Genomic DNA, 25,431 nt, shown 5'->3' with positions numbered 1-25,431 from the left:
GGATCGTGTTTGCCGGGTTCATGGCAGGCAGTTGGTATGGGATATTAGGTGTTCCGCTCGCAGCATTGGGCATTTGGATAGATAACCACGTAAGAAAATGACTGTCTCGCAAGAAACCTTGACCGAAGCCCGCCGCCTCCGCGACCACTTCGCCGCCATTGGCGCGCAGGTGGTCAAGGCAGATGTGTTGCAACCGGCGGACACGCTCCTTGACCTCTACGGTGAGGATATCCGGGCGCGCGCCTATCTGACCTCTGACCCGCTCCGGGACGAGATGGTATTGCGCCCCGACTTCACCGTGCCCGTCGTGCAGATGCATATGGAAAGCCACGCGGAGCCGGCGCGCTATACCTATGCGGGCAAGGTCTTTCGCAAGCAGGAAACCGATGAGAGCCGGGCCAACGAGTATGTGCAGGTCGGGTTTGAGGTGTTTGATGGCCAGAACCCGGCGGGCGCTGATGCCGAGGTCTTTGCCGCGATCAGCGATGCGCTGAAGGGCTTGCCGGTCAAGCCTGCGACGGGCGATATCGGTATCCTGACCGCCGCCGTGCGGGGGCTGAAAACGACGGATGCCCGCAAGGCCGCGCTTTTGCGGCATATCTGGCGGCCCGGGCGGTTCAAGGCGCTGTTGAAGCGGTACGGTTCCGGCAAAGTCCCTGCCGCTCGCGCTGCTTTGCTGGCGGCGGATGACCCGTTTGCAAATGCAGGCCCGGAGATCGGCCTGCGCAGCCGCGCCGAGGTGGAAGCACGTCTTAAAGCGCTCCGGGTCGACGCGGATGCCGCCCCCATCGCATCCGAAGAAATCGCCCTGATCGACGCGATCCTATCCTTGCGCGAAACCGCCCCCAACGTTCTGAGCGCGCTGGGCGATATCGCGGTCGACATGCCGCTGATCAATGCAGCCGTCGACAAAATGAGGGCACGGTTCGATGCGTTGTCAGCCAACGGAGTTGACGTGGACACGCTGGATTTCGAGGGTAGCTATGGCCGCACCTCGCTGGAATATTACGATGGTTTTGTCTTTGGCTTCTACGCCATCGACCGGCCCGACTTGCCCCCCGTCGCGACCGGTGGCCGCTATGACGCGCTGACGGCGCAACTCGGCCAGGGCCGCGCCGTACCGGCGGTGGGCGGGGTCATCCGGCCTGATCTTGTGGTGGACCTGACATGCTGAAACTGGGTGTGCCGTCCAAGGGGCGGCTGATGGACAAGACGTTCGATTGGTTCGGGCAGCGGGGTGTGACCTTGCGCAAGTCCGGGGCGGATCGGGAATATGCGGGTGCCGTGGACGGGATCGACGGGATCGAACTGGTGCTGCTCTCGGCCGGGGAAATCCCGCGCGAATTGGCGACAGAGAACATCCACCTTGGTGTGACCGGTACTGATCTGGTCCGCGAAAAGCTGGCGAATTGGGACAGTCGGGTCGCGGAACTGGCCCCGATGGGCTTTGGCGGGGCCGACCTGATCATCGCCGTCCCGCAGTTTTGGGTCGACGTGGACACGCTTGATGATCTTGATGCCGCTGCCGCAGCCTTTCGCAAGACCCATGGTTTCCGACTGCGCATCGCCACCAAGTATCATCGGATGGTGCGCGAGTTCCTGCGTGATCAGGGTGTCGCGGACTATCAGATCGTCGACAGCCAAGGCGCCACCGAAGGGACGGTCAAGAACGAAACGGCAGAGGCCATCGCCGACATCACGTCGACCGGTGAAACCCTCCGGGCAAATGGGCTCAAGATCCTGTCCGATGGGTTGATCCATGCCAGCCAGGCGACGCTGTTCCGCGGGCGGCGAAACAATTGGTCCGACGCGCAGCGCGATAAACTGAAAGCGCTGCAGATGGTGCTGGGCATCTGATGGATCACGATACGCTCTTGCACTGGTCGCGTCGGGCGGCGGAGTGGGCGCTGACGTATCACCAGACCTTGCGGGATCGGCCCGTGCGGTCACAGGTCGCTTTTGGCGAGACGGCGGCAAAGCTGCCGTCGTCCCCGCCAGAGCAGCCAGAACCGACAGAGGTGATCTTTGACGATTTTACCGAAATCGTCCCCGGTGCGATGACCCATTGGCAGCATCCCCGCTTTTTCGCCTACTTCCCTGCGAATGCTAGCCCTGCCTCAATGCTGGCCGAGCAGTTGGCCAACGCGATCGCAGCCCAAGCAATGCTGTGGCAGACGTCGCCCGCCGCGACCGAGATCGAGCAGGTCATGATGGTCTGGCTGCGAGAGGCACTGGGCTTGGCCGACCATTTCACAGGCACGATCCATGACAGTGCCACGACCGCGAACCTGTCCGCCGTGATCACCATGCGCGACCGTGCGATGGGCTGGCGGTCGGTGGAAGAGGGTTTGTGCAGTGGGCCGCGGTTGCGCATTTATGCATCAGCGCAGACGCATTCGTCGGTCGATAAGGCGGTGCGGTTGGCGGGGATTGGGCAGGCCAATCTGGTGAAAGTTCCGACACGCGATGATTTTGGTATGGACCCCGCAGCGCTGGATCGGGCGATCCGCGCGGATATCGCGGCAGGCTACAAGCCTGCGGGCGTCGTGATCTGTTCGGGCGGCACGTCGATTGGCGCATTCGATCCGGTTGCTGAATGTATCGCGGTTGCCAAAGCCCATGGCCTTTACACCCATGTTGATGCGGCCTGGGCTGGCTCTGCAATGATTTGCCCGGAATTCCGCCCGCTGTGGGACGGTGTCGATGGCGCCGACAGTATCGTGTTCAACCCGCATAAATGGCTGGGGATGCAGTTTGATTGCGCGGTGCAGTTTCTGGCCGACCCCGCGCCTCAGATCAGATCGCTTGGGCTGCGGCCTGATTATCTGCAGACGTTTGGCGCGGACGCGATTGTGAATTTCAATGAGTGGACGATCCCGTTGGGCCGCCGGTTTCGGGCGTTAAAAATCTGGTTTGTGCTGCGGGCCTATGGGCTGGACGGTCTGAGGGCGCGTATTCGTAACCACGTGGCATGGGCGGCGGAATTGGCCGGTGCGATCAGCCGAATCAATGGATGCGAGATTGTGACACCGCCTGCGCTGTCGCTGTTTACTTTTCGGTTTCGGGATGATGCCAGCACGGCAGCCTTGTTAGAGGCGATCAACGATGACGGGCGCATTTATCTGACGCAAACGCGGCATGAGGGCGCGTTCGTGATCCGGGTGCAGGTGGGACAGTTCGACTGTACGCGGGAGGATGTGATGACGGTCGCGGATGTGGTGACAGAGATTTCGCAAAATTTTTGAGGCGGAATTTTCGTCGATAATTCCGGTCAGCGCACGCCGATATCGGCGAGCGCCTTGGTCAGTTCCGGCGGTAGCGCCTCTTCGTCTTGCCTGCCTTCCGGCAGGTCGCGCGGCGCATCGGACATCGGCAGATAACGCCAGCCCTGAAACGGGCGTTTTGGTGTCGCTTCCACCCGGATCAGGCCCGGTTTCCCGACGATCGCGCAGCGGCGGATGCCGTCGGCGGACAGGTATTCATCAAGGCGCAGGATTGGCTGGCGGCACAGGATCACGCCCTTGATCACCCAATAGATCGAACCGCCATTCAGGATCTCGCTCTCGCGTTTGGGCCACATGCGGGTGATGTGGCGGGGCAGACCGTCATCCGTTTGGGCACGCTTGGTCGCCTGCCATTTGGCAAGGCCGGCAACATCCTCGGTCCCGACCGATAGTTTCACAAGATTTACGGCGCTTGCCAAAATGGCCCCCTAGATGTAGTGTCGTATGCCTTAGTTACATCGGTTCTTACGATTCTTGAAGTAGGCGGGGTCTATCCGCTTTCAAATCCCCTTGAAGACCGTATCATATAAATCCTGACCTCATCGTCCCGATTGGAGATCAACTTATGACCCGTTTCGCCGCCCCGATTGCCGAACAGATTTGGGACATGAAGTATCGGTTTAAAAGGGCGGACGGGACACCTATCGACAAAACGGTCGAGGATACGTGGCGGCGGATTGCCTCGGCGCTGGCGGCTGTGGAGACGGACCCGGCGGCGTGGGAAGATAAATTCTACAACGCGCTGGAAGATTTCAAATATCTACCCGCAGGCCGCATCACCGCAGGTGCAGGCACCGCCCGATCGGTCACGCTGTTCAACTGCTTCGTGATGGGCACTGTGCCTGATAGCATGGGCGGTATTTTCGACATGTTGAAAGAGGCGGCGCTGACGATGCAGCAGGGCGGGGGGATCGGTTACGATTTCTCGACCATCCGACCCAAGGGCGCGGGAGTTAAAGGTGTTGCAGCCGATGCCTCCGGTCCCTTGTCTTTCATGGATGTCTGGGACGCGATGTGTCGCACGATCATGTCCGCCGGTTCGCGCCGCGGCGCGATGATGGCGACGATGCGCTGCGACCACCCGGATATCGAGGACTTCATAACCGCCAAATCCGACCCCGCCCGTCTGCGCATGTTCAACATGTCGGTGCTTGTGACCGATCCTTTCATGAAAGCGGTAAAGGACGATGGGGCCTGGGATCTGGTATTTGATGGTAAAGTGCATGGCAGGGTGCAGGCGCGTGATCTTTGGGATGCAATCATGCGGTCAACCTATGATTATGCTGAACCGGGCGTGATCTTCATCGACCGTATCAATCAAATGAACAACCTGAATTACTGCGAGACGATTGCGGCGACCAATCCGTGTGGAGAGCAGCCCTTGCCACCTTATGGGGCCTGCCTGCTGGGATCGATCAATCTGGCGCCACTGGTTTCTGATCCTTTTGAGGATGCCGCGGCTTTGGATGAGGTTGCACTGGCCGATCTGGTCGCAACGGCTGTGCGGATGATGGATAACGTCGTGGATGCCTCGCGTTTTCCGCTCGAGGCGCAACGGGCCGAGGCGCAGGCGAAACGCCGTATTGGTCTGGGTGTGACCGGGCTGGCGGATGCTTTGCTGATGATGGGGCTGCGTTACGGGTCAGAAGAGGCGGCCGCGCAGACGGACCAATGGATGCACCAGATCGCGCGAGCAGCTTATCTCGCGTCGGTAGATTTGGCGAAGGAGAAGGGCGCGTTTCCGCTCTTCGATGCAGAGAAGTTTCTGCTGTCTGGCGCCATGCAGGACATGGATGAGGACATCAAAGAAGCAATCCATCAAAATGGCATACGAAATGCGCTTTTGACGTCGATTGCGCCGACCGGGACGATCAGCCTTTATGCGGGCAATGTGTCATCAGGGATCGAACCTGTTTTTGCATACGCCTACACGCGGAAGGTTTTGCAGAAAGACGGATCGCGGACCGAGGAAGAGGTCGTGGACTACGCCGTGCAGCTATGGCGTGATCTGAAAGGTGACGCGCCCTTGCCGGATTATTTCGTCAATGCGCAGACGCTGGCGCCGCTGGATCATGTGCGCATGCAGGCGGCGGCGCAGAAATGGATTGATTCCTCGATCTCCAAGACGATCAACTGTCCCGAGGATATCAGCTTTGATGATTTCAAAGAAGTTTACATGGCCGCTTGGGATCAGGGCTGTAAGGGCTGCACAACCTACCGCCCCAACGATGTGACCGGGTCCGTCTTGTCGGTGTCGGAAGAGGCGTCGCCGTCAGAGGTGCCGGACCAAGTCCGGGATGAGGATGAGGGGGCAGAGGTCGTGTATATGTCCGAGCCACTGGATCGCCCGCAGGAATTGGAAGGCGCGACCTACAAGCTGAAATGGCCGGATAGCGAGCATGCGATTTACATCACGGTGAATGATCTTGTGATTGCCGGGCACCGCAGGCCGTTTGAGGTGTTCATCAATTCGAAGAACATGGAACATTTCGCCTGGACCGTGGCGCTGACCCGGATGATTTCCGCAGTTTTCCGGCGCGGGGGTGATGTGTCCTTTGTGGTGGAGGAGTTGAAGGCCGTGTTCGACCCGCGTGGCGGCGCATGGATGCAGGGGAAATACGTCCCATCGATCCTGGCCGCGATTGGCGGGGTAATCGAGAAGCACATGATTTCCATCGGCTTTCTTGAAGGCGAAGGCATGGGCCTGAAGGCCGATCCGCAGGCGGATGTGGTTGCGATCAACGGCGGACCACGCGGGAAAGCGTGTTCGTCCTGCGGATCTTATGAATTGCGCATGATCGAAGGCTGCATGACCTGCGGATCATGTGGGTATTCGAAATGTGGTTGACCTGAAAGAGATCGTCATGATTTTGTTTGACAGAAAGCCGCTTAAGTGAGCGAGCGGAGCGGCATCAAACCGTGACACCTCCAAACGAAAGCGGACTTTTCGCTGTCTGTTGTCTGTCCTGGGCATAGATGACGTTCGGATCGTGGTGCTACTATCGTTGTCGGCAGTTTTGCACCTTGTCCGCTCGCAGCGAAAGGCAACCTCAGGTCGGACCAGGCCTGCCCTTGGCGGTCACTATTGTCCCAGCTTCGCATGAACCTCGTCGAGGTCGATTTCGCCGATCGGCATCTTGTTCCCGGGGTTTTCGAAATCGTATTTGAAGATATGGAAATCCTTTTTGTAGATCTCGTAGACAAGATGCATTGACAGATCGTCGAAGTAATCCTCGACCGGATGTTCTCGCTTTGGGCCGTGTCCTTCGCTTTCGTTGAAACGGGGGATATCGGACAGGGTGATCGGGTGCCGCGTTTCGATCCCGTTCAGGATATCCTGCATGCCGTCATTGAACTCCTCGGTCCAGAATATTTTGTCGTAGCGCCCGCCATTGACGATGTAGGTCGCGACATGACCCGCCATCGCGGACCAATGAATGTCGGGTTCCATCGGGCGGCGCCAGCGGATCGTGTCGCGCGCGAACAGCAGGAAGCGGCGAAAGCTCTTGATCTGGTCGAATTCGAAACCTGTTTCGGGTTCGCCAACCTCGATCCCGTACTTTTGTATCAAAAGCGGCACCAGATTGCCCCGATAGCGTTTCCCATTCCGCTGGATGCCGCAGATTTTGTCAAAGAACGATGACAGGATCCGCATGTATGGGTTGCGGACGCAGGTGAAGGCATAGCTTTTGTGATTCTTCACATTGTCCTGGATGATCGGCTGGCTACGATCAAGCGCCCACTTGTGGATGCCGGACGTGGCATCGTGAATATCACCGTCGAAGAATTCGCCATGATCCGAGAAGTACATGATCTGCCCAATGGTCGAACAGGCGCATTTCGGTACGACCCGATATACGACGCTTTCACTTTCGGTCATCCACGTGCCTGGAAAACTCATTTCGGCTGGCCTCCGTCGCCAAAAACCGCAGATCATCACGGTTCCAGGCAGTAAAACCAAAGAAGGCCTGTATATTCAACGGCTCTTCGCGGTATGACAGGGAAAACGCGATCCAGACCGGGACACGATCACGCTTCATGGCACGTATTGCCTTTATCCTTCTTTGTCACAAGAACCCCAAGGCCATCATCCAGCAGGCCCGACAACTTACGGCTGCAGGCGATTACATCGCTATCCACTTCGATGCGTCGGCCTCTGCCGCGGATTATGCAAAGATCACCTCGACCTTGGCCAACGATCCCAATGTCGTCTTTGCCAAGAGCCGGGTGAAATGCGGCTGGGGTGAGTGGAGCCTGGTTCAGGCCACGCTGAACGCCTTGCAGGCCGCTGTCGACGCCTTCCCCCGGGCAAGTCACTTTTACATGGTGTCAGGTGATTGCATGGCGATCAAATCGGCTGACTACGCCCGCGATTTCCTCGATGCCAAAGATTGCGACTACATCGAAAGCTACGACTTCTTCGACAGTCAGTGGATCAAGACCGGATTCAAGGAAGAGCGATTGATCTACCGCCACCTTTTTAACGAACGCACCCAGCGATGGCTGTTCTACAAGAGCTTTGAAATTCAGCGGCGGTTTCGGGTCACACGGGGCATTCCGGGCGATCTGCAAATGATGATCGGCAGCCAATGGTGGTGCCTGCGCCGCAATACGGTCGAGATGATCCTGGACTTCGCTGCAACCCGCCGCGACGTGATGCGGTTTTTCAAAACGACGTGGATCCCCGACGAAACATTTTTTCAGACGCTGACCCGCCATCTGGTGCCGGGGCAAGAGATCGAAAGTCGCACGCTGACGTTTCTGATGTTTACGGATTACGGGATGCCGGTGACGTTTTATAACGATCACTATGATTTGCTGCTTGGCCAAGATGCGCTGTTCGCCCGCAAAATCAGCGGAGAGGCCGAGGAATTGCGCGCCCGATTAGGTGAGCTCTACGCTGGCGGCCGCACGGATTTCGTGATTTCGGACGAAGGGCGCAATCTGTTCGCCTTCCTGACCGGCCGTGGGCGCATCGGTCGCCGCTTTGCCCAAAGGTTCTGGGAGGACGGCGGATCGCTGGGTCGCGATCGTGAATTGCTCATCGTTGTGTGCAAAAAATGGCACGTGGCCAAACGCCTGGTCGATGCAATTCGTCACCACACCAACGTGCCCGCGCTAGAATATCTCTTCAATGAGGATGATTGTCCTTTGCCCGATCTGGGCGGTATCGAACGCACACTTGAAAAACGGGGTCGGCACAGACGTGCGCTGATGCGTCTGCTGTTCGATCATTTTGAAAGTGACCGGATGGTGATCTGCCTTGATACGTCGAACATCGAACTGATGGAGGATTTCTTTTCCGATCGCTCCACTACCCGCCTGCTCGAGATCGAATGCACGTTCAACGATGACTACCTTTCCGGCCATGCGCGCCGCATCGGGCTTGCCGGACCAGAAACGGGCGACGATACGATGGCGCGTCTTTTGCCCACGATCCATCACGATATGATCCATCAACGTGACGCGATCCGCGATGCCAGATTTCCGAACACATCCCGCATACGTGACCGCGCAACGGATGAGGAAAACGCGGCTGCGCTGGCCGCGTTTTTGGGTGTGAATGCGGATGTCGCGCAAAGCCTGGCCCAAACCCCCCATCTTTTTGTTGATTGAGGTAACACGATGCAATTCGACTATGACGACCAGAACATCTTTGCCAAGATCCTGCGTGGCGAGATCCCGAATAAGACCGTGTATGAAAGCGATCATGCGCTGGCCTTCGAGGATATCCAGCCACAGGCGCCCGTGCATGTGCTGGTGATTCCCAAGGGCGCGTATGTCAGTCTCGATCACTTTGCCCGCGATGCGTCACCGGAAGAGCAGGTGGGTTTCATGCAAGCCGTGGCCGAAGTTTGCCGCATAACCGGAGTCGATGACGGCTTTCGCGCCATCGCCAACGCCCGTACCCATGGTGTGCAGGACGTGCCGCATTTTCATCTGCATATCATCGGTGGCCGTCAGTTGGGACGGATGCTGCAGGGATAGCCCGATTCTTCTGCGAGTAATCGGTTCGCCTCCGGCGGGAGTACTTCTGGCAAGATGATGTTAGCTGGATGACGTGAGCGACAGGAACACGTCTTCCAGGTCGGCCTCTTGCGTTTTGACGTCCTTAATCGTGATCCCGGCCTCACGCACGATATTCAGGATCGCATCGGCCGGTGTCTTGCCGCTTTGATAGGTGAAGGTCAGCGTACCATCATCCTGCCGCTGCCCGGTGATCCCGTTCGGGAGGACGGGTAGGGCGCACTCACTCTCGGGCGTGATCACCAGCGTCTTGCTGTCCAGCCGGCCCAGTAGATTGGCGGTGCTGTCGCGGATGATCACCTCACCATGGTTGATGATGGCGATGTCGTCGCACATCTGTTCGGCCTCTTCGAGGTAATGGGTCGTGAGGATGATCGTCATCCCCTCATCGTTCAATTTTCGCACATTGCGCCACAGCATGTTGCGCAGTTCGATATCGACGCCCGCCGTCGGTTCATCCAGCACCAGGATCTGCGGGCTGTGCACCAGCGCCTTGCCCAACAAGAGCCTGCGCCGCATCCCGCCGGACAGGGATCGCGCGTAAGCGTCAGCCTTGTCGGTCAATCCGATCAGGTCAAGGATTTCTGCCGTCCGTCGCTGCGCCCTGGGTACGCCATACAGTCCAGCCTGCACGTCCAGTGACCCGGCGGGTGTGAAGAACGGATCGAGGTTCGGTTCCTGCGGCATAATCCCGATCGCAGCGCGGGATTGGCGGGGGTTCGCATCCTGATCAAAGCCCCAGATGTTCACACTGCCTGCGGTTTTTACGACCAATCCTGCAAGGATGTTGATCAGGGTGGACTTTCCCGCGCCATTGGGGCCAAGCAGACCAAAGATCGATCCGCGCGGGATGTTCAGATCGACCCCCTTCAGCGCCTCTTTCGCGGCACTTTTGCCCGTCGCGGCATAGGTCTTCTTCAACCCGGAAATTTCTATCGCGTTGTCGGTCATGCTGGCCTTTTCCATCGCAAATCACTGCGTTATGTTCCGACCGATGTAAGGCGGGTCACATCCCGCGGCAACCGGACAGGCCCCATGATGACAACCCCCGCCCCCGAAATCCGTATCGTGAACGAATGGCGCGTGGCCTGTGACGGGGGCGAAGGCGCCCTGGGTCACCCGCGCGTCTGGCTGCAGATCCCGCGCGACGACGGGTTCGTCGAATGCCCCTATTGCGATGCAAAGATCATCCACAAGTCGTTTGAGGATCAGGTCAACTGATCGGAATGTCGCCCTTAATACAGGGCAGGGCGGGGCCGTAAGCACCGTCTCCGGTCAGGAATTGCAGCACGTTTTCACCTGACCAGACCTGAATGCGGCGGCCGAGGTTGTCTTTTCCTTCGCCGATCACCGTGCCGGTGATGCTGTCCTGAGAGTAATAGACGACATCCACCACTGCACCGTCGCTGTATGACATCTGTGCTATTCCGGTGCCAAGCGGTCCGCCGGCGGTCCAGGTGCCCGTACACCTAGTGCCATCTGACATTTGCCCCGCGACGGTTCCGGTATCCCAGCCCCGCGCGTTGCCATCGAAGAAAACGCCTCGGTCGCCGATACAGGCCAGCACCCGCACGCAGTTCTCCTCGCTATAAGGCACATTGCGGCAGAGGCCCCGGTCCTGTGCTGTTGCATTGCTGGCTAGAATGATGGCTGGAAGGATCAAACGGATCATGGCAAAACCTTCTCGGACACAAATGGGAGCAGTGACATGACCACGACATTCGGAAAGGGCTGTCATCTGCACCTGATCGATGGGTCCGCGTTCATCTTTCGTGCCTATCATGCGCTGCCACCGCTGACACGCAAGTCGGACGGTCTGCCGGTGGGCGCAGTGAGCGGATTTGTGAACATGCTGCAGCGCTATGTCGAGGGGAATAACGGCCCCGATGCCGCGACCCATGTGGCGGTGATCTTTGACAAGGGCAGCCATACGTTCCGCAACGAGATGTATGATCAATACAAAGCCAATCGCGATGAAATGCCTGAGGATCTACGCCCGCAAATCCCGCTGACCCGAACCGCGACGAAGGCGTTCAACATCGCCTGTGAAGAGATGGAAGGGTTCGAGGCGGACGATATCATCGCCACCCTGTCCCATCAGGCGCGCAAAGCCGGGGGTCGCGTAACCATCGTCAGTTCCGACAAGGACCTGATGCAGTTGGTGGGTGATGGCGTCGAGATGCTCGACCCGATGAAGAACAAGCGGATCGACAGTGACGGCGTGCATGAGAAATTCGGCGTCGGTCCCGACCGGGTGGTGGATGTGCAGGCGCTGGCCGGGGATTCGGTCGATAACGTGCCAGGTGCGCCGGGGATCGGGATTAAGACGGCGGCACTTTTGATCAATGAATACGGCGATCTGGAAAGCCTGCTGGACCGCGCCGAAGATATCAAACAGCCCAAGCGCCGCCAGACCCTGATTGATCACCGTGAACAGATCGAATTGTCCAAAAGACTCGTACAACTGGATTGCGATATGGTGCTGGAATTCGGTTTGGATGATCTGGAGGTGAAAGACCCCGACACCAAGGTCCTGATGGATTTCCTGACCGAGATGGAGTTCCGCACCGCCAGCAAACGCATCGCCGATAAGCTCGGGGTCGAAGCGCCGGTGATCGAGTCAAAGGCGCCTGCGGAAGACGTCGCCGCGCCGGAAGAGGTTGCGTTCGACCCCGAGAATTATGAATGCGTCGCCGACGAAAAGGCCCTGCGGGTCTGGATCGACCGTATTCGCGAAAGGGGTTATGTGGCTGTTGATACCGAGACGACCGGTCTGAATGAAATGATCGCCGATCTGGTCGGCATTTCACTGGCCGTCGAGCCGGGACAGGCCTGTTACATCCCGTTGACCCATAAGGCAGAATCATCGGATGACCTTTTCGGTTCGGACGAGATTGCCGAGGGGCAGATGGGGCTGGATGAGTGCCTCGCGCTGCTCAAGCCGGTGCTCGAGGACCCGGCGATCCTCAAGATCGGGCAGAATATGAAGTATGACGCCAAGATCTTTGCCCGTTACGGCGTCAACGTGGTCCCTATCGACGACACGATGCTCATGTCCTATGCGATGCACGCGGGCATCCATAACCACGGCATGGATATCCTGTCAGAACGGTATCTGGGCCACACTCCGATCCCGATCAAACCACTGCTCGGCACGGGTAAATCGGCCAAGACATTCGACCGCGTGCCGATTGCTGACGCTGTGAAATATGCCGCCGAGGATGCCGACATCACCCTGCGCCTGTGGCAGCAGTTCAAGCCGCAACTACATGTGAGGCGCGTGACGACAGTCTATGAAACACTGGAACGCCCGTTGGTGCCGGTCCTCGCGCAGATGGAACAGCACGGGATCAAGGTCGACCGCGATACGCTGTCGCGGATGTCCAATGCCTTTGCGCAAAAGATGGCGGGGCTTGAGGCTGAGATTCAGGAAATGGCCGGGCGGCCGTTTAACGTGGGCTCTCCCAAGCAACTTGGCGAAATCCTGTTTGATGAGATGGGTTTGCCGGGTGGCAAGAAGGGCAAAACAGGGGCTTATGGGACCGGCGCGGATGTGCTGGAGGACCTTGCGACCGAACATGAAATGCCGCGCCGGGTGCTGGATTGGCGGCAGCTGTCCAAGCTGAAATCGACCTATACTGACGCGCTGCAGGAGCATATCAATGCGGATACGGGGCGGGTCCATACGTCCTATTCGATTGCCGGGGCGAACACCGGGCGCCTCGCCTCGACCGACCCCAACCTGCAAAACATCCCGATCCGCACCGAGGAAGGGCGACGCATCCGTGAGGCCTTTGTGGCCGAGCCGGGCAAGGTGATCGTCGCGTTGGACTATTCCCAGATCGAACTGCGCATCCTCGCCCATATCGCCCGGATTGATGCGCTGAAACAGGCCTTTGAAGAAGGCTTGGACATTCACGCCATGACCGCGTCCGAAATGTTCGATGTGCCGCTTGACGAAATGACTCCCGAAATCCGCCGACAGGCCAAGGCGATCAATTTCGGTGTCATCTACGGCATCTCGGGCTTTGGCCTCGCCCGTAATCTGCGCATCCCACGGGGCGAGGCGCAGGGGTTCATCGACCGCTATTTCGAACGCTTTCCGGGCATCCGCAAATACATGGACGACACCGTCGCCTTTGCCAAAGAGACAGGTTACGTCCAAACGCTGTTTGGCCGCAGGATCAACACACCGGAAATCAACGCGAAGGGGCCGCATGCAGGTTTTGCCAAACGGGCCGCGATCAACGCACCCATTCAGGGCACGGCGGCGGATGTGATTCGGCGGGCGATGATCCGCATGCCTGATGCGATCGACGGCATGCCCGCCAAGATGCTGCTGCAGGTCCATGACGAGTTGATTTTCGAGGTCGAAGAAGGCGCTGTCGATGATTTGATCGGCACTGCCAGAGATGTGATGGAAAACGCCAGCGATCCGGCCGTGAAACTGGATGTCAAACTTGCGGTGGATGCGGGGCAGGGGGCAAACTGGGCGCAGGCGCATTAAAGCAAGAAAAGGTAATTCATGTTTCGGGTGTTGGTCATCGTGTTACTGATGGCGGGCGGTTCCGCTACGGCCAAGGGCGAGCGGTTTCTGTCTGCCGCCGGAGATGTCTTCAAGGCGGAACAAAACCGCCATGGTGCCGTGCTGACGGCTGTTGCTTCCGATGAGGACCCCATTATCGTGCCTCTCGATGCCGAACGACTGACCCAGCCGGGCGACATATTCTATCTGGGGCGATCCTGTGATGCCTTCAGCGAACGGTTCGGCGATGGCAACTGGCGCTGGACAGATAGCGGATTCTTCGTGTTCTTCGAGGACACCCGGTTTGCCTTTCCCGGGCAGGAAATCATCGTGGGTGCGGATCGCAACTGCGCACTCTGACAGCGCCGTTTGGAACGATGACCACGGCAGGACGTTAACTGATCCAGACAGGTGCTGCATGACGCAGTGCCAGGAAAGATCAGGAGAATGTCATGGACAATCCACGCAGCGAATTCTGGGACCGGCTCGAGGATGTGACCGCCGGGATGCTTGGCCTTGGTGATGGCCAGTTGATGCCGATGTCACCGCAGCTACGTGACGCGGATGAAGGCAAGATCTGGTTTATCAGCGCCACCGGAAACGCATTGGTCAAAGCGGTAACAACCAGCCCTCAGCCTGGTCGCCTGGTTGTCACGGACGAAAAGGAAGGGTTGCACGCCGATATCAAGGGCAACCTGTTCCTGTCTGAAGAGGAAGATGTGATCGACGATATCTGGAGCAGCTTTGCCGCCGCCTGGTTCGAAGATGGCAAAAAAGACGATGATGTACGTCTGCTGTGTTTTACGCCGACCTCGGCAGAGGTCTGGCTAACGTCAGACAATCCGGTCAAGTTCTTCTACGAGATCGCCAAGGCCAACTTGACCGACGAAACGCCCGATGTGGGTTGGCAAGGCACCATCACGTTCTGAAACGAAAAAGGGCGGGTCATTGGACCCGCCCTTTCTAAATCTGTAAGCCTTTAGTTGACCGACTTTGCCTCGACCAGGTTCGCATCTTTTGCGGCGGTCGACGTGATCTCGATCCGGCGTGGTTTCAGCGCCTCGGGCACTTCACGCACGAGATCAATGTTCAGCATGCCGTTTTCGTGGCTCGCGCCGGTGACGCGGACGTGATCGGCTAGATGGAACCGGCGCTCAAACGCGCGGGTCGCGATACCGCGGTGCAGATATTTACGCTCTGCATCATCCTCGGCTTTGCGCGCTGTTACATGCAGTGACCGGTCCTTCACCTCGATGGCGAGGTCATTTTCGGTGAACCCGGCAACGGCGATCGAGATGCGCCAAGCGTCATCGTCGGTCTTTTCGATGTTGTAGGGGGGATAGCTGTTCTGGCCGACATCACTGGCAAGGGCGCGATCCATCAGATCGGCGATCTGGTCAAAGCCAACGGTGGCACGGTACAGCGGAGTAAGGTCAAAAGTTCGCATTTCAGGTCATCCTTTATCAAGCGATAACAGTTGTTTACGTCTTCCCATATGGGACAGACCGGTTTCATCAGGACCCGCATCCGGCGTCCTGACATTCCCTATTTGGGAACCTTCGAACTGTTTTCAAGAGGTCAAGGCGGTGCCTAAGGGCTGACGAATTTCGCCCCTGTATCGTTACGTTCACCCAGTGTCATGATCCGCTGTGTACCGCCCGGACTGGCGGGGCCGAATGCTGCGAAGTGTGCAAGCAAGGTCGACAATGGTCCGTCCAGCGATGTCCCGAGCGACACTTTCTGCCCGTCCACCTGCGCCATCGCCGACACGACCGACGCGATCTTCGTCTGGCCGTTGCGCACCACGAAAACAGGTGATCCGCTTGACCCGAATTCCACATCGCAATTCATCACGATGACCCCGGTTTGACGGCCCAGAACGCTGCAAACCTCTTGCAGGCTGGGCGCCTCTTCCCGGCCGCGTCCATAAGAAACAACACCGACCTCATCACCTGTGATCGGATGGGTCGCGATCTGGTAGGGCCGCACGCGCGTCGTCCGGATCGGCTGCGAGAGTTCGAGGACAGCGATATCCAGCGCGACTTCTTCCGGGTCGGCCCCGTTACCCTCATGCTGATAGTCGGGGTGTGCGAAGACACGCGAAATCCGCCGCGTTGCCTCAGCGCGGCCTGACCGAAGACCTGCGCGAAACTCGAAACGACTTGGCGACATCAAAGAGCCGTTATCGTCGTAAAGACAATGTGCGGCGGTCAGGATAAGCCGATCACGTATCAGCGATGCCGTACAAAATCCCTTGTTCGCGATATCCAGCCGCCCGACACCTTCCCAACCCTGACTGTCCTGCCGTGTCTGCAGCGTCACCAACTCCGATTGCTGCGCCAGACCGATTGTCCCGGAGGTCAGAAAAATCAGTGTTGAAAGAAGAAAGCGCCGCATCGCATCGTCCTGTTGGTTTCTGCGAAGATGCGCAACAGATGCGGCAGTAATATGGCACTATCGAAGGATCGGAATTTCGGGATGCCGCTTTCCGGGTGAGGTCAGCGCAGTTGGCTGCGGGCCGCCGGTCGCCCAGTCCAGCAATTCCACCGTGTGCACGATCGGAACGTCGGTTCCACCGCCGATTTGCATCATGCAGCCGATATTACCCGCCGCGATGATATCCGGTGTCAGCGCCTCTAACGTCCGCACCTTGCGTGATTTCAACTGTTTTGAGATTTCGGGCTGCATCAGGTTGTAGGTCCCTGCAGAGCCACAGCACAAATGGCTGTCAGCAGGCTCCAGCACCGTGAAACCGGCCTTTCTGAGCAGGTCTTTCGGAAAGGCCTTGATCTGTTGCCCATGCTGCAAAGAACAGGCCGCATGATAGGCGACTTTTGTCCCTTTGTCGTCTCCTTCCGGCAGATCCAGCTTCATCAGTAGTTCCGATACATCCATTGCAATGGCGGACACCCGCGCCGCATCTGCGGCCAACGGCTCATTGCGGAACATGTGTCCGTAATCCTTGACGGTCGTGCCACAGCCGGACGTGTTGATCACGATGGCGTCCAGCCCTGCACCGTCGATTTCGACCGCCCATGCCTTGATGTTCTTGGCGGCCGTCGCGTGGCTTTCATCTTCCTTGCCCATATGATGGGTCAATGCGCCGCAGCATCCGGCACCCTTGGCGACCACAACCTCGGCCCCCAATCGGGTCAGCAACCGGATTGTCGCATCGTTGATGTCGGTGTTCAGCGCCCGCTGTGCGCAGCCGGTCATAAGTGCGACCCGCATCTTTTTGTTCTGCGCCGGGAAAGTCTGCGGATCGTCATTGCGGCTGACCGGCGGGATCGTCTTCGGCGCCATCTCCAGCATCGCCCGCAGCCGTGGGTCGGGCATGAACCGGGCGAAAGGTCGCCCGATCTTGGCACCCAAAAGCGCGATCCGAAACCGGGTCGGGTAAGGCAGAATGCGCGCCAGCAGCCAACGCAGCGCCCTGTCGGACCATGGCCTGTCATAGTTCTTTTCGATATAGGCCCGCGCGTGATCAACCAGATGCATGTAATGCACCCCCGATGGACAGGTCGTCATACAGGCCAGGCAAGACAGGCAACGGTCGATATGCTTGACCGTTTTTTCATCCGGCTTCCGCTCATTCTCGAGCATGTCCTTGATCAGGTAAATCCGCCCCCGCGGGCTGTCGAGTTCATCGCCCAGCACCTGATATGTCGGGCAGGTAGCCGTGCAGAAGCCACAATGGACACATGTCCGCAGGATTTCGTTGGCGCGCTTTGTGCCCGGGTCTTTCAGTTGTTCTTGCGTGAATGTCGTCTGCATCAGGTCATCAGCCCCGGGTTGAGGATGCCGCGCGGGTCGAATTTGGCCCGAAGCCCTTGTGAAATGGCAGCAAGCGGCGCGGGTTCCGGGTGAAAGGTTTGGGCGGCCTTGCCCCGGATCAGTGTCGCATGACCATCGAAAGCCCCCAGCTTGGTGCGCAGGTCCGTGCCTTCGGGTGTCAGCGCCCAGATCAGGCCACCACCCCAATCGTATTGCACGGCTTTGGGGTCGATCTGCGCCACGAGGTCGGCAGCGGCGGACGGTGTGGTCGATATGCGCCAGATATCGCCGGGTTGATCGGCCAGCCCGCGCACATCACGGATAGCGGTCCAATCGGCATCTTCGACAGTCGCTTCGCCAAACGACCTGAGCAGGTCGCGCAATTTTCCGGCGCGATAGGCAACGGACGCCTCAAAACCCTCGATGCGTATCATGGTTGTGCCGGCAAGATGCGCCGCGCCGGTGACTTCGAATGGTGAGCCCAAAACGCTGGACAGCGCCCTGATGGCTGTCTTGTCGTCCAACCCACGAAGGGTCAGGGTGGCCGAGGTTTCCACCTCCGGCAGTACTTTCAGGGACACTTCGGTCAGCACCCCAAGCGTGCCGTATGACCCCGCCAGCAGCTTCACCAGATCGTAGCCAGTGACGTTCTTCATCACCCGACCGCCGTTCTTGATGACCGTCCCGGACCCATCGACGAACCGCACGCCAAGCGCAAAGTCGCGGCAGGCGCCAACAGCGATGCGGCGCGGGCCGGAGACATTGGCGGCGACCACGCCGCCGATCGTCGGCTCGCCTTGCGTGCCCAGCACGGTACGATGATCCATCGGTTCAAACGCAAGCCTTTGATTTTCCTTGGCTAACGTCTCTTCAATCTCGGCAACTGGCGTCCCCGCCTTCGCCACGATCGTCATCGCGCCGGGTTCATAAAGCGTGATCCCCGTCATGCTGGCCAGCGACAGGTCCGCGCCATCAGTTCGCCCGATCGCGCGCGTCCCGCTGCCCCTGATCCGCAGGGGGCCATTGCTGCCCGCAATGATCTCGGACAATTCCTGTTCGGTTGTGGGGGTCATCTGATCTTCTTTTGTTCAAAAATACCGCGGGGGAGGCGCGAAGCGCCGGGGGCAGCGCCCCCTTTACGCCGCACGACGCTGCGCCGACGTCTCCAGCGGGAACACTTTCGCCGCGTTTAGGAGCCATTTCCGGTCAAACACGTCCTTGACGGCCATCTGCGCCTCCAGATCGGCAGGATCGAACTGCACATCCATCAGGTCCCGCTTTTCGATGCCGACGCCATGTTCGCCGGTCAGGCAGCCTCCCACCTCGACGCAGAGTTTCAGGATTTCCGCGCCGAATTTCTCGCACAATTCCAGGTCACCGGGCTTGTTGGCGTCGAACAGGATCAGCGGGTGCATGTTGCCGTCGCCCGCGTGGAAAACGTTGCCGACTTTCAGGCCGAATTCCTCAGACATCTCACCGATCCGTTTCAGCATGAAGGGCAGGGAGGATACAGGGATCGTCCCATCCAGGCACATATAATCGCTGATCTGCCCCATCGCCCCGAAGGCCGATTTGCGCCCCAGCCAGATGCGCCCCGCCTCGTCGGTATCCTTGGCCTGCCGCAGTTCGACCGGGTTATGACTGGCCGCGATTTTCATAATCAGATCAAGTTGATAGTCGATTTCGGCATCCGATCCTTCGACTTCGACGATCAAAAGCGCTTCGCACATAGGATAGCCCGCCTTGGCGAAGGCTTCGGTCGCTTCGATGCAGGGACGGTCCATGAATTCGATGGCGACGGGCAGGATGCCCGCCTTGATGATATCACTGACGACCTGACCTGCGACCTCGTTGCTGTCATAGCCCATCAGGACAGGCCGCGCGCCTTCGGGTTTGTGCAGGATGCGCAACGTGGCTTCGGTCACCACACCCAGTTGCCCTTCGGATCCGCAGATCAGCCCCAGCAAATCAAGGCCCCCCGCATCCAGATGCGCCCCACCGATCTCGACCACCGTACCATCCATCATGACCATCGTAACGCCCATCAGGTTGTTGGTCGTCACCCCGTATTTCAGGCAATGCGCCCCGCCGGAATTCATCGCGATATTGCCCGCAATCGCGCAGGCCAACTGGCTTGACGGGTCGGGGGCGTAGAAGAAACCGTTCGCTTCGACAGCACCGGTGACCGACAGGTTCGTGCGGCCCGTCTGCACCTTGATGTAGCGGTCATCATAGTTCGTCTCGATCACCTGATTCATGCGCGCAACGCCCAGGATGACGCTATCGGCTGTGGGTAACGCACCGCCTGCGAGTGATGTGCCGGAACCCCTGGGAACGACCGGAACGCCCATATCGTGGCAAATCTTCAGAACCGCCGCGACCTCTTTGGTCGACGACGGCAGCACAGCGCAAAGCGGTGGGCATTTATAGGCGGTCAGGGCATCGCATTCATAGGCGCGGGTCTCTGCGATGTCAGATATCACCGAATTCGGTGGGAGAACCTGCCGAAGGCGTTCGACAAGTTGGTCCTTGCGCGACAGAACGCTGGCGCTGGGGGCTGGCATTTCCATGAACGACTCCCTGATCGGTGTGATTGGTAAAGTTATATGACCAATTTTGATCTATGGCAAGTCTTGGGTGCAGCGGTTAGACAATCCGCATGCGGTTGCTGGAACATATGACGTTGTTGAATACGCTCGATTGGGGGGCAGCCGCGTTTATACTTCTGTCTTGGTTTACAATCGGTTGGCTGATCGAACATCCGGGTGCCAAGCGTCCATCCGTCACCATCCTGATGGCCGAACGGCGCCGGGATTGGATGCGCATGTTCGTCACGCGCGATCCGCGGATTTTCGACAGCCAGATCCTGATGAGCTTGCGACAGGGCACATCCTTCTTCGCCTCGACATGCCTGTTGGCGATCGGTGGCGTGCTGGCGCTGGTGGGCAACACGGCCCCCCTGCAGGGCGTCGCAGCAGAGGTGATCGACATGCCCGTCCCGGTGCTGATCTGGCAGTTGAAGCTGGGACTGGTGGCCCTGTTTCTGACCAATGCGTTCCTGAAATTCGTCTGGGCGAACCGTGTGTTCGGCTATTGCGCGGTGGTCATGGCGGCCGTGCCCAACGATACCGAAGACCCAAGGGCATATCCGCTGGCGGGGCAGGCGGCCGAGCTGAATATCCGTGCGGCCATCAACTTTAACCGGGGCCTGCGCAGCATGTATTTCGCCCTTGGATCATTGGCTTGGCTGATCGGGCCGCTGGTTCTGATCGCGGCGACGATCGTAACCCTTTGGCTGGTCTGGTCACGGGAATTTGCATCCCTTCCGCGCAGCATTCTGTTACAGGAGGATTTATGAAATATTCACCCATCCTGGCCCTTTGTGCGGCCCCCGCTTTCGCTGACCCTGCCGTGGTCGAAAACGTCACGATCGATGGCGACCGCGTCAGTGTGACGATATCCCATCCCGACACCGGCTGGGACGATTACGCCGATGGATGGGAGGTGCTGGATGCCGATGGCAACCGCCTGGGTTATCGCGAATTGTTCCATCCGCATGTGGAAGAGCAGCCGTTTACAAGGTCGCTGAGCGGGGTCACGATCCCGGATGGGGTTACCTCGGTTTTTATCCGTGCCCGGACGAATGTGGATGGGTGGTCGGACGACCTTTATGAGGTAAAGTTAACGGAATGAGTATGTGATGTGCGGTCCGACGGATCGCCATTGCTGAAAGTCCAGTTAAACTTGGTTAATTCGCTCTTTTTGGCGATCGGAATTCTATCGGACTTTCATCGGAATTCCATCGGACAATGCTGCAGATTTCGGGCAGTTAACCCACCGCGCGGGTGAAGGTGTTACGGTCCGGTTAACGCAGGTCGCTGGAACCCGATCTGCTGATCACTCCAGTTCCCGTTCCAGAAACGCCTCGAACGCATCAAGGTCCACCGGCCCCATCTGCCCGAATGCCTGCATCCAAACCGATGCATCGCGCAGGGCGTCGGGTTCCAGTTTGCACCATTTCACCCGCCCGCGCTTTTCCTGGCTGATCAAACCAGCGGATGTCAGCACGATCAGGTGCTTGGAGATTGCGGCGAGCGACATGTCGAATGGTTCGGCCACGTCGGTGACGGCCATATCGTCCTCGAGCAGCATGGCAAGGATTGCCCGGCGGGTCGGGTCGGCGAGGGCGGCGAAGATGGTGTCGAGTGATGCGGCCATGGCGCGATTAAGGGGATGGTCCGGAAAACGTCAACCATTTGGTTGAATATCGAAGCGGCGCGCAGCCCCAGGTCGCGCTTATCATCTTGCCCAAAATACTCATATAAAACAGATGCTTAATCATGATCGGCGTCAGCTTGACTCTGTCACGCCTGCCGCCTAGACCACATTCAACCTTTCGAGGGGATGAGACCGATGTCCGACAGCGACGATGCTGAACGCCTGAAGGCGCTCGAGGCGAAAATCGCAAAGCTGAAAGCGCCGGCAGAGGTCAAGGACCATTCGGAAGAACATTATTCGCAAGCGCAGCTTGCCTGGCGGATGGTGATTGAGCTTGTGGCCGGTCTGGGGATCGGTTTCGGCATCGGATACGGACTGGATACCCTGTTTGGGACCATGCCGATTTTTCTGGTGTTGTTCTTATTTTTTGGCCTTGCCGCCGGTGTGCTCACCATGATGCGGTCGGCCAAAGAGGTGCAGATGAAGCAGCAATCGGCTGCGAACGAAGAGGGTGACGCACGTGGCGACTGAAGACAAAGCCGAAGGTGGTCTGGTATTTCATCCGCTGGATCAGTTCATCGTTAAACCGATGTTCGGCCCCGGCAACATGTGGGGCAGCGACGGCACGCCTGGCCCGATCAGCTGGTACACACCGACCAACGTGACGTTCTGGATGTTCGTTGCGTTGCTTGCCATCATCCTGGTCTTTTCGGTCGGCAGCAAAGGCCGCGCGATCGTGCCGACCCGCATCCAGTCGATTGGTGAGCTGATCTACGGCTTTATCTACAAGATGGTCGAGGACGTGACCGGCAAGGATGGGGTGAAGTATTTCCCATATATCATGACGCTGTTCCTGTTCATCCTGTTCGCGAACTATCTGGCATTGCTGCCGATGTCATATAGCCCGACCTCCATGATCGCGGTGACCGCCGTGCTGGGTTTTGGCGTGTTCATCTGCGTGACGATCCTTGGTTTCATCAAAAACGGTGCCTCGTTCCTTGGGCTGTTCTGGATGTCGGATGCACCCGCAATCCTGCGCCCGATCATCGCGGTGATCGAGGTCATTTCGTACTTTGTCCGCCCGGTCAGCCACTCCATCCGTCTGGCCGGTAACATCATGGCAGGCCACGCGGTTCTGAAGGTTTTCGCGGGGTTTGCGGCCCTCACGTTGGTCAGCCCGATCGCGATTTTCGGTATCGTGGCGATCTATGGGCTCGAAGTCCTTGTGTCGGGCATTCAGGCCTACGTTTTCACCATTCTCACATGTGTCTATCTGAAGGACGCATTGCATCCGCATCACTAAGGTTTGGTGGGTTGAAACCCACCCTACGCAACTTCCAATCGTAAGGAGATTTCACAATGGAAGGCGAACTCGCACATATCGGCGCTGGTCTGGCGGCAATCGGTTCTGGCGCTGCTGCTATCGGTGTTGGCACGGTGGCCGGTAACTATCTGGCTGGCGCGCTGCGCAACCCATCCGCTGCTGCCGGTCAGACAGCGACCCTGTTCATCGGTCTGGCCTTTGCCGAAGCGCTGGGGATCTTTGCATTCCTCGTGTCGCTTCTGCTGATGTTCGCCGTTTAAGACGAACCCACATCCTTACGACTGGCTGACGTGATACATGTCAGCCAGTGATCACCCAAGGTATTCGGGGGCCACTGATGGCGACAGAAACAACAGAAGCCGCAGGCGTTTGCGTCGATGCCGGGGGATCGGCCCTTGGTATGCCGCAGCTTTGTGCGGATTGGATGCCCAACCAGGTGTTCTGGCTGGTGGTCACATTGGCGGCCATCTATTTCGTGATGTCCCGCATCGCGTTGCCCCGCATTGGTGCGGTTCTGGCAGAGCGGTCGGGGACGATCACCAATGACATCGCTGCGGCGGAAGAATTGAAAATCAAGGCGACCGAAGCAGAAGCGGCGTATGAAAAGGCGCTGGTCGATGCCCGGGCGGAGGCACAAAAGATCGTTGCCGAGGCAAAGGCCGAAATTCAGGCCGAGCTGGATGTCGAACTGAAAAAAGCCGATGCCGAGATCGCGGCGAAGACCGCCGAAAGCGAAGCGGCGATCGCCGAGATTCGTGACGGTGCGGTGAAAAGCGTAACCGACGTGGCCAAGGATACAGCGAAAGAGCTGGTCGCAGTGATGGGCGGCAAAGCGGATGCGCGCACGATCACGGCGGCCGTCAATGCACGGATGAAAGGGTAAGCCCATGAGAATTCTGATCGCTGCCCTGATCACGCTGAGCGCCTCGCCCGCGCTGGCCGCTGGTGACAAGCCGTTCTTTTCGCTGGGCAACACCGATTTCGTCGTCTCGATCGCCTTTCTGATCTTTATCGGTATCCTGCTGTACTACAAGGTACCGGGCAAAGTGGGCGAGATGCTGGATAAGCGCGCCGAGAGCATTCGTGCCGAACTGTCCGAGGCAAAGGCGCTGCGCGAAGAGGCGCAATCGCTGCTCGCGTCTTATGAACGTAAGCAGAAGGAAGTGCAGGAACAGGCGGATCGCATCGTCGCTTCCGCCAAGGAAGAGGCGTCGAATGCCGCCGCGAACGCAAAGGACGATATCGCGAAATCGGTCGAACGTCGCCTTGCCGCTGCGGAAGAGCAGATCGCCAGCGCCCAAGCCGCTGCGATCAAGGACGTGCGCGATCAGGCGATCAGTGTCGCCGTAGGCGCCGCAAAGGACGTGATGGCCAAGCAGATGGATGCCAAGGCCGCTGGTGACCTGATCGACGAAAGCATCGATACGGTTGCAGCCAAACTACACTAGCCCGCTGACACGACCTTTCCAAAGCCCGGGTGCCGATGCGCGCCCCGGGCTTTTTCGTTGACATGCGTCGATTGCACGGTGAGGTTGTTGCGCGGGGCGCAGGAAAAGGAACGGCGATGCCGGGCCTGAAAATCGGTTTGGTGACCACGGCGATTTATCTGGTGATCGTCGCCATAGGTCTGGCCCTGATCCATCAGGTCGATCAAGGGGCTTATGGCACCCCCGACATGGTCCGACGGTTCTGGGTCGTCGAACTGATCCTGACGGCGCTGACGCTGTTTGTCGCATTGCGCTATTTCGGATGGGCCGCGGCGGGCTTTGGCCGGTTGAATGTGTCGGCCCTGATTTGGGTGCTGCCCGCCTATAGCGTCCTTGCGGTCATGATCTGGGATGTCTGGCCGTCACTGACGGAGATCTCGGCGTCTTTGTTGTTTTTCCTGGCGCTGACGACGCTGCTGATCGGGTTTTCCGAGGAGTTGATGTTTCGCGGCATCCTGTTGCGCGGGGCGATGACACGGCTCAGCGTCATTCAGGCCATGATGCTGAGCGCGGTGGCTTTTTCGGTGCTGCATGTGTTCAACGGCTTTGCCGGACAGTCATTGGACGGCACCCTGCAACACGTTGCGTTCACTTTCCTGATCGGGTTCGCACTTGCGCCGATCGCCTTGAAACTGGGCAATCTCTGGCCGCTGATCATCTGGCATTGGTTGTGGAATTTCGCTCTTTTCGCGGGCAGCATTACGGACGTGATTTATCCTTATGCTTTCGCAGGAATCCTGCTTCAGGTGATTATCTCTATCTGGCTGTGGACCGAGACCATTCGGAATTAGG

Annotated in this window: 28 protein-coding genes; 18 read left to right on the top strand and 10 right to left on the bottom strand. The window is 58.5% G+C overall.

All coding sequences use genetic code 11. The annotated features are described in order from the left end of the window. The first annotated feature begins 97 nt into the window (after window positions 1-97). Genes V8J85_RS12870 through V8J85_RS12860 form a run of 3 tightly spaced genes read left to right on the top strand, consistent with a single transcriptional unit; the run spans window position 98 to window position 3,245 of the window. Window positions 98-1,174, top strand: coding sequence for an ATP phosphoribosyltransferase regulatory subunit (locus tag V8J85_RS12870; protein WP_339954150.1), 1,077 nt, complete (start codon window positions 98-100; stop codon window positions 1,172-1,174). Continuing rightward, window positions 1,168-1,857 carry an ATP phosphoribosyltransferase gene (gene hisG, locus V8J85_RS12865; RefSeq protein ID WP_339954149.1) on the top strand — a complete coding sequence of 230 codons (690 nt, stop codon included), beginning with the start codon at window positions 1,168-1,170 and terminating at the stop codon, window positions 1,855-1,857. Before V8J85_RS12870 ends, hisG begins: the two co-directional genes overlap by 7 nt. Further along, on the top strand, window positions 1,857-3,245 hold the full coding sequence (locus V8J85_RS12860; RefSeq protein ID WP_339954148.1) for a pyridoxal phosphate-dependent decarboxylase family protein: 1,389 nt from the start codon (window positions 1,857-1,859) through the stop codon (window positions 3,243-3,245). The genes hisG and V8J85_RS12860 overlap by 1 nt, the downstream gene beginning before the upstream one ends. 26 nt (window positions 3,246-3,271) lie before the next feature. On the opposite strand, the gene V8J85_RS12855 is transcribed toward V8J85_RS12860, so the two are convergent. Then, on the bottom strand, window positions 3,272-3,703 hold the full coding sequence (locus tag V8J85_RS12855) for a DUF1489 family protein (RefSeq protein WP_339954147.1): 432 nt from the start codon (window positions 3,701-3,703) through the stop codon (window positions 3,272-3,274). A 146-nt stretch (window positions 3,704-3,849) separates the two neighbouring features. Here V8J85_RS12855 and V8J85_RS12850 point away from each other — a divergent pair, with 146 nt between their 5' ends. Then, the gene (locus V8J85_RS12850) at window positions 3,850-6,132 is read left to right on the top strand and encodes an adenosylcobalamin-dependent ribonucleoside-diphosphate reductase (protein WP_339954146.1); all 2,283 of its coding nucleotides are present in this window, start codon (window positions 3,850-3,852) and stop codon (window positions 6,130-6,132) included. 234 nt (window positions 6,133-6,366) lie between these two features. Here the strand turns inward: V8J85_RS12850 and V8J85_RS12845 are convergent, their stop codons facing one another. Beyond that, entirely contained in the window at window positions 6,367-7,185 is an 819-nt protein-coding gene (locus V8J85_RS12845; protein ID WP_339954145.1) for a sulfotransferase family protein, read from the bottom strand. 137 nt (window positions 7,186-7,322) lie between these two features. Between V8J85_RS12845 and V8J85_RS12840 the strand changes: the two genes are divergently transcribed. Both V8J85_RS12840 and V8J85_RS12835 read left to right on the top strand, forming a co-directional pair. After that, entirely contained in the window at window positions 7,323-8,900 is a 1,578-nt protein-coding gene (locus tag V8J85_RS12840) for a DUF5928 domain-containing protein (protein ID WP_339954144.1), read from the top strand. Between the two features lie 9 nt (window positions 8,901-8,909). Continuing rightward, window positions 8,910-9,272 carry an HIT domain-containing protein gene (locus V8J85_RS12835; RefSeq protein WP_339954143.1) on the top strand — a complete coding sequence of 121 codons (363 nt, stop codon included), beginning with the start codon at window positions 8,910-8,912 and terminating at the stop codon, window positions 9,270-9,272. Between the two features lie 60 nt (window positions 9,273-9,332). Here V8J85_RS12835 and V8J85_RS12830 read toward each other — a convergent pair whose 3' ends face one another. Continuing rightward, a complete protein-coding gene (locus V8J85_RS12830) occupies window positions 9,333-10,262 on the bottom strand; it encodes an ABC transporter ATP-binding protein (RefSeq protein WP_339954195.1) in 930 nt (309 codons plus the stop codon). An 87-nt stretch (window positions 10,263-10,349) separates the two neighbouring features. Between V8J85_RS12830 and V8J85_RS12825 the strand changes: the two genes are divergently transcribed. Further along, window positions 10,350-10,532 (top strand): zinc-finger domain-containing protein, encoded by a 183-nt coding sequence (locus tag V8J85_RS12825; RefSeq protein ID WP_339954194.1) that lies wholly within the window; start codon window positions 10,350-10,352, stop codon window positions 10,530-10,532. Here the strand turns inward: V8J85_RS12825 and V8J85_RS12820 are convergent. Further along, window positions 10,525-10,983 carry a hypothetical protein gene (locus V8J85_RS12820; protein WP_339954142.1) on the bottom strand — a complete coding sequence of 153 codons (459 nt, stop codon included), beginning with the start codon at window positions 10,981-10,983 and terminating at the stop codon, window positions 10,525-10,527. The genes V8J85_RS12825 and V8J85_RS12820 overlap by 8 nt on opposite strands. Window positions 10,984-11,019: 36 nt before the next feature. Between V8J85_RS12820 and polA the strand changes: the two genes are divergently transcribed. From polA to V8J85_RS12805, 3 genes are all read left to right on the top strand, one after another. Beyond that, window positions 11,020-13,818: a DNA polymerase I gene (gene polA / locus V8J85_RS12815; RefSeq protein ID WP_339954141.1), complete on the top strand. Its 2,799-nt coding sequence runs from the start codon at window positions 11,020-11,022 to the stop codon at window positions 13,816-13,818. A gap of 18 nt (window positions 13,819-13,836) precedes the next feature. Further along, on the top strand, window positions 13,837-14,196 hold the full coding sequence (locus tag V8J85_RS12810; RefSeq protein ID WP_339954140.1) for a hypothetical protein: 360 nt from the start codon (window positions 13,837-13,839) through the stop codon (window positions 14,194-14,196). A gap of 92 nt (window positions 14,197-14,288) precedes the next feature. Beyond that, complete coding sequence (locus V8J85_RS12805; RefSeq protein WP_339954139.1) at window positions 14,289-14,765, top strand: pyridoxamine 5'-phosphate oxidase family protein; 477 nt, start codon at window positions 14,289-14,291, stop codon at window positions 14,763-14,765. A gap of 50 nt (window positions 14,766-14,815) precedes the next feature. On the opposite strand, the gene V8J85_RS12800 is transcribed toward V8J85_RS12805, so the two are convergent. The 5 genes from V8J85_RS12800 to V8J85_RS12780 form a co-directional block, all read right to left on the bottom strand. Next, window positions 14,816-15,283 (bottom strand): Hsp20 family protein, encoded by a 468-nt coding sequence (locus V8J85_RS12800; protein ID WP_339954138.1) that lies wholly within the window; start codon window positions 15,281-15,283, stop codon window positions 14,816-14,818. Between the two features lie 143 nt (window positions 15,284-15,426). Continuing rightward, window positions 15,427-16,233 carry a trypsin-like serine peptidase gene (locus V8J85_RS12795; protein WP_339954137.1) on the bottom strand — a complete coding sequence of 269 codons (807 nt, stop codon included), beginning with the start codon at window positions 16,231-16,233 and terminating at the stop codon, window positions 15,427-15,429. Between the two features lie 57 nt (window positions 16,234-16,290). Beyond that, window positions 16,291-17,610, bottom strand: a complete 1,320-nt coding sequence (glcF, locus tag V8J85_RS12790; RefSeq protein WP_339954136.1) for a glycolate oxidase subunit GlcF — start codon at window positions 17,608-17,610, stop codon at window positions 16,291-16,293. Continuing rightward, a complete protein-coding gene (locus tag V8J85_RS12785) occupies window positions 17,610-18,683 on the bottom strand; it encodes an FAD-binding protein (RefSeq protein WP_339954135.1) in 1,074 nt (357 codons plus the stop codon). The genes glcF and V8J85_RS12785 overlap by 1 nt, the downstream gene beginning before the upstream one ends. Before the next feature lie 63 nt (window positions 18,684-18,746). After that, complete coding sequence (locus tag V8J85_RS12780) at window positions 18,747-20,180, bottom strand: FAD-linked oxidase C-terminal domain-containing protein (RefSeq protein ID WP_339954134.1); 1,434 nt, start codon at window positions 20,178-20,180, stop codon at window positions 18,747-18,749. 89 nt (window positions 20,181-20,269) lie between these two features. Here V8J85_RS12780 and V8J85_RS12775 point away from each other — a divergent pair, with 89 nt between their 5' ends. Continuing rightward, window positions 20,270-20,968 carry a DUF599 domain-containing protein gene (locus V8J85_RS12775; RefSeq protein WP_339954133.1) on the top strand — a complete coding sequence of 233 codons (699 nt, stop codon included), beginning with the start codon at window positions 20,270-20,272 and terminating at the stop codon, window positions 20,966-20,968. Next, window positions 20,965-21,303: a hypothetical protein gene (locus V8J85_RS12770; RefSeq protein ID WP_339954132.1), complete on the top strand. Its 339-nt coding sequence runs from the start codon at window positions 20,965-20,967 to the stop codon at window positions 21,301-21,303. Before V8J85_RS12775 ends, V8J85_RS12770 begins: the two co-directional genes overlap by 4 nt. Window positions 21,304-21,507: 204 nt before the next feature. Here V8J85_RS12770 and V8J85_RS12765 read toward each other — a convergent pair whose 3' ends face one another. After that, entirely contained in the window at window positions 21,508-21,828 is a 321-nt protein-coding gene (locus tag V8J85_RS12765; RefSeq protein WP_339954131.1) for an ArsR/SmtB family transcription factor, read from the bottom strand. A gap of 195 nt (window positions 21,829-22,023) precedes the next feature. On the opposite strand from V8J85_RS12765, the gene V8J85_RS12760 reads away from it, so the two are divergent. The 6 genes from V8J85_RS12760 to V8J85_RS12735 all read left to right on the top strand — a co-directional run bounded on the left by V8J85_RS12760 (window position 22,024) and on the right by V8J85_RS12735 (window position 25,430). After that, on the top strand, window positions 22,024-22,359 hold the full coding sequence (locus V8J85_RS12760) for an AtpZ/AtpI family protein (RefSeq protein ID WP_339954130.1): 336 nt from the start codon (window positions 22,024-22,026) through the stop codon (window positions 22,357-22,359). Then, complete coding sequence (locus V8J85_RS12755; RefSeq protein WP_339954129.1) at window positions 22,349-23,131, top strand: F0F1 ATP synthase subunit A; 783 nt, start codon at window positions 22,349-22,351, stop codon at window positions 23,129-23,131. The genes V8J85_RS12760 and V8J85_RS12755 overlap by 11 nt, the downstream gene beginning before the upstream one ends. A 56-nt stretch (window positions 23,132-23,187) precedes the next feature. After that, on the top strand, window positions 23,188-23,412 hold the full coding sequence (locus tag V8J85_RS12750; RefSeq protein WP_008233394.1) for a F0F1 ATP synthase subunit C: 225 nt from the start codon (window positions 23,188-23,190) through the stop codon (window positions 23,410-23,412). 77 nt (window positions 23,413-23,489) lie between these two features. Next, complete coding sequence (locus V8J85_RS12745; RefSeq protein ID WP_339954128.1) at window positions 23,490-24,035, top strand: F0F1 ATP synthase subunit B'; 546 nt, start codon at window positions 23,490-23,492, stop codon at window positions 24,033-24,035. 4 nt (window positions 24,036-24,039) lie between these two features. Continuing rightward, complete coding sequence (locus V8J85_RS12740) at window positions 24,040-24,600, top strand: F0F1 ATP synthase subunit B (RefSeq protein ID WP_339954127.1); 561 nt, start codon at window positions 24,040-24,042, stop codon at window positions 24,598-24,600. Window positions 24,601-24,716: 116 nt separating this feature from the next. Next, window positions 24,717-25,430 carry a CPBP family intramembrane glutamic endopeptidase gene (locus tag V8J85_RS12735; protein WP_339954126.1) on the top strand — a complete coding sequence of 238 codons (714 nt, stop codon included), beginning with the start codon at window positions 24,717-24,719 and terminating at the stop codon, window positions 25,428-25,430. Window position 25,431: the final 1 nt, after the last annotated feature.

Source organism: Yoonia sp. 2307UL14-13 (genome assembly GCF_037572755.1).
In the GTDB taxonomy this organism is placed as follows: Bacteria; Pseudomonadota; Alphaproteobacteria; order Rhodobacterales; family Rhodobacteraceae; genus Yoonia.
This window is presented reverse-complemented; position numbering and strand designations above follow the sequence as displayed.

Bases quoted from the DNA above. Each gene is read 5' to 3' on its own strand.
- glcF (WP_339954136.1), bottom strand. From the start codon at position 17,610: ATGCAGACGACATTCACGCAAGAACAACTGAAAGACCCGGGCACAAAG.
- V8J85_RS12850 (WP_339954146.1), top strand. From the start codon at position 3,850: ATGACCCGTTTCGCCGCCCCGATTGCCGAACAGATTTGGGACATGAAG.
- V8J85_RS12840 (WP_339954144.1), top strand. From the start codon at position 7,323: ATGGCACGTATTGCCTTTATCCTTCTTTGTCACAAGAACCCCAAGGCC.
- V8J85_RS12735 (WP_339954126.1), top strand. From the start codon at position 24,717: ATGCCGGGCCTGAAAATCGGTTTGGTGACCACGGCGATTTATCTGGTG.
- V8J85_RS12845 (WP_339954145.1), bottom strand. From the start codon at position 7,185: ATGAGTTTTCCAGGCACGTGGATGACCGAAAGTGAAAGCGTCGTATAT.
- V8J85_RS12795 (WP_339954137.1), bottom strand. From the start codon at position 16,233: ATGCGGCGCTTTCTTCTTTCAACACTGATTTTTCTGACCTCCGGGACA.
- V8J85_RS12830 (WP_339954195.1), bottom strand. From the start codon at position 10,262: ATGACCGACAACGCGATAGAAATTTCCGGGTTGAAGAAGACCTATGCC.
- V8J85_RS12805 (WP_339954139.1), top strand. From the start codon at position 14,289: ATGGACAATCCACGCAGCGAATTCTGGGACCGGCTCGAGGATGTGACC.
- V8J85_RS12800 (WP_339954138.1), bottom strand. From the start codon at position 15,283: ATGCGAACTTTTGACCTTACTCCGCTGTACCGTGCCACCGTTGGCTTT.
- V8J85_RS12870 (WP_339954150.1), top strand. From the start codon at position 98: ATGACTGTCTCGCAAGAAACCTTGACCGAAGCCCGCCGCCTCCGCGAC.
- V8J85_RS12835 (WP_339954143.1), top strand. From the start codon at position 8,910: ATGCAATTCGACTATGACGACCAGAACATCTTTGCCAAGATCCTGCGT.
- V8J85_RS12740 (WP_339954127.1), top strand. From the start codon at position 24,040: ATGAGAATTCTGATCGCTGCCCTGATCACGCTGAGCGCCTCGCCCGCG.
- V8J85_RS12770 (WP_339954132.1), top strand. From the start codon at position 20,965: ATGAAATATTCACCCATCCTGGCCCTTTGTGCGGCCCCCGCTTTCGCT.
- V8J85_RS12810 (WP_339954140.1), top strand. From the start codon at position 13,837: ATGTTTCGGGTGTTGGTCATCGTGTTACTGATGGCGGGCGGTTCCGCT.
- V8J85_RS12785 (WP_339954135.1), bottom strand. From the start codon at position 18,683: ATGACCCCCACAACCGAACAGGAATTGTCCGAGATCATTGCGGGCAGC.
- V8J85_RS12780 (WP_339954134.1), bottom strand. From the start codon at position 20,180: ATGGAAATGCCAGCCCCCAGCGCCAGCGTTCTGTCGCGCAAGGACCAA.
- hisG (WP_339954149.1), top strand. From the start codon at position 1,168: ATGCTGAAACTGGGTGTGCCGTCCAAGGGGCGGCTGATGGACAAGACG.
- V8J85_RS12750 (WP_008233394.1), top strand. From the start codon at position 23,188: ATGGAAGGCGAACTCGCACATATCGGCGCTGGTCTGGCGGCAATCGGT.
- V8J85_RS12825 (WP_339954194.1), top strand. From the start codon at position 10,350: ATGACAACCCCCGCCCCCGAAATCCGTATCGTGAACGAATGGCGCGTG.
- V8J85_RS12760 (WP_339954130.1), top strand. From the start codon at position 22,024: ATGTCCGACAGCGACGATGCTGAACGCCTGAAGGCGCTCGAGGCGAAA.
- V8J85_RS12775 (WP_339954133.1), top strand. From the start codon at position 20,270: ATGCGGTTGCTGGAACATATGACGTTGTTGAATACGCTCGATTGGGGG.
- polA (WP_339954141.1), top strand. From the start codon at position 11,020: ATGACCACGACATTCGGAAAGGGCTGTCATCTGCACCTGATCGATGGG.
- V8J85_RS12860 (WP_339954148.1), top strand. From the start codon at position 1,857: ATGGATCACGATACGCTCTTGCACTGGTCGCGTCGGGCGGCGGAGTGG.
- V8J85_RS12820 (WP_339954142.1), bottom strand. From the start codon at position 10,983: ATGATCCGTTTGATCCTTCCAGCCATCATTCTAGCCAGCAATGCAACA.
- V8J85_RS12745 (WP_339954128.1), top strand. From the start codon at position 23,490: ATGGCGACAGAAACAACAGAAGCCGCAGGCGTTTGCGTCGATGCCGGG.
- V8J85_RS12765 (WP_339954131.1), bottom strand. From the start codon at position 21,828: ATGGCCGCATCACTCGACACCATCTTCGCCGCCCTCGCCGACCCGACC.